This window comes from Massilia rubra (assembly GCF_011682065.1).
In the GTDB taxonomy this organism is placed as follows: Bacteria; Pseudomonadota; Gammaproteobacteria; order Burkholderiales; family Burkholderiaceae_D; genus Telluria_A; species Telluria_A rubra.
On record NZ_VUYU01000063.1, the window covers coordinates 1 to 3,019 of the forward strand.

Annotated in this window: 4 protein-coding genes; all 4 read left to right on the forward strand. The window is 48.1% G+C overall.

What is annotated here, in order from left to right; translation table 11 throughout:
- The first annotated feature begins 200 nt into the window (after positions 1-200).
- The 4 genes from F0185_RS33930 to F0185_RS33945 all read left to right on the forward strand — a co-directional run bounded on the left by F0185_RS33930 (position 201) and on the right by F0185_RS33945 (position 2,771).
- A complete protein-coding gene (locus F0185_RS33930) occupies positions 201-938 on the forward strand; it encodes an RHS repeat-associated core domain-containing protein (RefSeq protein WP_229477319.1) in 738 nt (245 codons plus the stop codon).
- Positions 939-949: 11 nt separating this feature from the next.
- The gene (locus tag F0185_RS33935; protein WP_167233084.1) at positions 950-1,492 is read left to right on the forward strand and encodes a contact-dependent growth inhibition system immunity protein; all 543 of its coding nucleotides are present in this window, start codon (positions 950-952) and stop codon (positions 1,490-1,492) included.
- A 187-nt stretch (positions 1,493-1,679) separates the two neighbouring features.
- Entirely contained in the window at positions 1,680-2,126 is a 447-nt protein-coding gene (locus F0185_RS33940; protein ID WP_167233086.1) for a hypothetical protein, read from the forward strand.
- Between the two features lie 195 nt (positions 2,127-2,321).
- The gene (locus F0185_RS33945) at positions 2,322-2,771 is read left to right on the forward strand and encodes a hypothetical protein (protein ID WP_167233088.1); all 450 of its coding nucleotides are present in this window, start codon (positions 2,322-2,324) and stop codon (positions 2,769-2,771) included.
- Positions 2,772-3,019: the final 248 nt, after the last annotated feature.

Consider the following 3,019-nt stretch of genomic DNA (forward strand, 5'->3'; position numbering starts at 1 on the left):
GCGCCTGGTCTACTTGAAGGAGGCCAGGGTCGAGGCGTTCTGACGCCCGCAGTCCGTCCGGACTGCACAAAACGAGGTTCAGCGCCCATAAAACGGGCGGGAAGCGGCTCGGTCTGACATCAAAAAACGCCACTGCCGGCATCGCGACCGGCGATTACGCGGAAATTACCGGTAATTCGAGGTGCCCGCAAGCGTCCTCCCTGGTTGCGCAAAACGTCTATTATTTTCATAATGATGTCTCAGGAATTCCAGAGGAGTTAACGGCGGCATCTGGGCAGCTTGCGTGGCATGCAGAGTACCGGACATGGGGCAATACGGTCAGCGAAAGCTGGGTGCAAACCCAGCAGACAGTACCGCTGCCATTGGCTGAATCGATTCCTCAGAATTTGCGCTTTCAGGGACAATATCTCGATCGGGAAACAGGGCTGCATTACAATACCTTCCGGTTTTACGACCCGGATATCGGGCGATTTATAACGCCAGATCCTATCGGACTAACCGGAGGGATAAATCTGCTTGAATATGCATCGAATCCTTTTGGATGGGCTGATCCATTAGGTCTATCGTGTACACCCGCCCAATTAAAACTGAATAGAGCGAATGGTAAAGCATGGGAAGGTACGGTAACCTCGGCAGCAAAGACGAAATATGGTGCAGGCAATGTACAAGAACAGGTATATATTCGCCCACTGGATGCTGCCGGAAAGCCAGTTAACTATAGAGTGATTGCAGATAACACGATTGGGCCCGCAAAGGCGCCTTCCAAGATTATCGATTCAAAAGGGTCACCGTCGGCTGGATTGACGACAAATCAAAAAGCAGGCTATCCCCTGATCAGGAACAACGGTGGAATTATTGAAAGCGGGCCAGGAGCCGGGACGATAATTCCGCCAACTCCGATACAAGTCGTTCGACCGGGGCAACTTGGAACTCTTTGAATGGTGAAATCATGAAACGAAGCATCACGACGAATTATACCTATGCAGAAACGCGCATCTATGAATTTAAGAATGCGTATTTTGTAATTGAAGAGTGTCAACAAGGCGAAACCCTTAACCCAGCGCATGGCTCGCAGCAATTAGCAAGTGACTATGCCGCCCTTAGCGCGAAACTATCGACAGATTATTCTTTCGAAGAAATGGGCGCGGCAGTAGCAAATGCCCTGTCCGCCTATGATTCGCGCCCTCACCCCTACAACGAGTATGATTTTAGCGCCAGGAATAAGACGATATCGAAGTGGGTTGGCGCGCGTGGCATCATGGACCTGGAAAAAAATTCACGGCAAGTTCAGGTTGTGCAAGACTTGGTGAATAACTCTTACACGATATTCCCCTATGATAACTGCACCGTTCACCCTTGGTACGGGCCTGTGGAAGATCGCGCAATAAAGTTACCTGGAACAGCAAGCCTCTCTGAAATTGGTGAGGCTATCAATAAGGCTTTCACTCTCTCCACCTATCATCCTGAGAGAAAAAATGCGCCAACGATATAGGTAGACGTCTTGCTAATTGAGGGAAATATCCGCCATACAACTCATGCAAAGGAAAAATGAACGTTTCGCAAACGCAAATGACGCAAAGACAGTCTACATTTGGAAAAGTGATGAAGGGGGCGTAAATGTTTGACAAAGCAAAATGAAACCCAAAGGCAACTCTGGCGGGTGTAAATAGGAGAGAGAAATGAAAACCCTATATGAATTCATTGGATCAACAGTAAGTTGCTACATTGAAAATGAGGTCATCACGATAGCAATTGGGAATGATGAGATTGACCCAAGTGAGTATATCATCATCACGCGTCTCGACGAATATGACAACCCTGACGAAATTTCCGACGTGGCCACTGGCTTCCAAACCAGCTTATCCGAGTATGAATCGGCCGCTGCAGTTGCTGAAATAAAGTTGCACGGAAATGAAATGAAAATCCTTATTAAACCGAAGAAGATTACGGAGGTGGGAGCGGAACATATTAAGATCACCCTTGCTACAGACGGGGGAGCAATGTCGCAGCCAACTAAATACCTCCACTGTATTTTCGATGATTTTGCGGCTTACCTATCATCGATATACCCTGATGACTGCTCAGCGAAAATGAGGTCGCCTAAAGGGACTTTTGGGAAATTTTGAGGACGTGGCTTTTGCAACCATAATGGGTGGCCGAATACAAAAACTATGAAACACAAGGCAATTGCGAATGCGCGAAAATGAGCATCAATATGTCGGCGAGATGGTATCGGCTATAAAGTAACGCAATTTACAATCGATCGTCATTAATGATATATACTTACCGTCTCCTGCCCTTTTTAACACTAATTTTTCTCTATGAATTCATTGACTTGGAACGATCTATTCGTCGACGCAGCACAACTCGACTTCAGCGGCATGCTTCTGGAATGGCCAGGTTTACTATCCGGGGAAATTCGGCCAATCGGAGCTTCCGTATTCGGCGATCTCTTTTTTGAGCGCAGGTCCGGTGAGATAGTAAAGTTGGACGTGCTGGAAGGTGGAGTGCACTTCATTGCAAACAGTTTTCAACAATTCTCTGAGGTCATGAACACGATCGAATGGCAGGAGCATCATCTACTAAGCGACGGCGTGGCCTTGCTCAAAGAAAAAGGGATGTCCCGAGCGTCGAGCGAGTTCTTCGGATTCGCGCCTCACCCGTCGTTCACGGGAAAGATTGACTGGTCGAAGGCGATGCTATTGGATGCTGCTGTGTGGAACTCGATTTGCGCGCAAGCATTGCGCTCCGCCCCTGCGCTGGAAGACTAGTGGCGCCCAACGCAGGTTCTGTCGCGTTGTTGATCAAACGACGGAATTTTCCCTGGAACGGCACTGTGCGCCGCAAACTAACCTGAATTTTGCATAAAAAGGGGCAAGAATGCCGTAAGTGATTGATAAAATGTGAGTTATCTAGAAACACAGTTATCAACAAAAACGCCACCTTGCCCGACATGAATTCTACCTCAGAGCAGCTCCGTTTTCATCCATTCCCGCTCACAGTGTTCGCGCCGATTTCG

Coding starts and splice junctions, on each gene's coding strand:
- F0185_RS33940 (WP_167233086.1), top strand. CDS start 1,680: ATGAAAACCCTATATGAATTCATTGGATCAACAGTAAGTTGCTACATT.
- F0185_RS33935 (WP_167233084.1), top strand. CDS start 950: ATGAAACGAAGCATCACGACGAATTATACCTATGCAGAAACGCGCATC.
- F0185_RS33945 (WP_167233088.1), top strand. CDS start 2,322: ATGAATTCATTGACTTGGAACGATCTATTCGTCGACGCAGCACAACTC.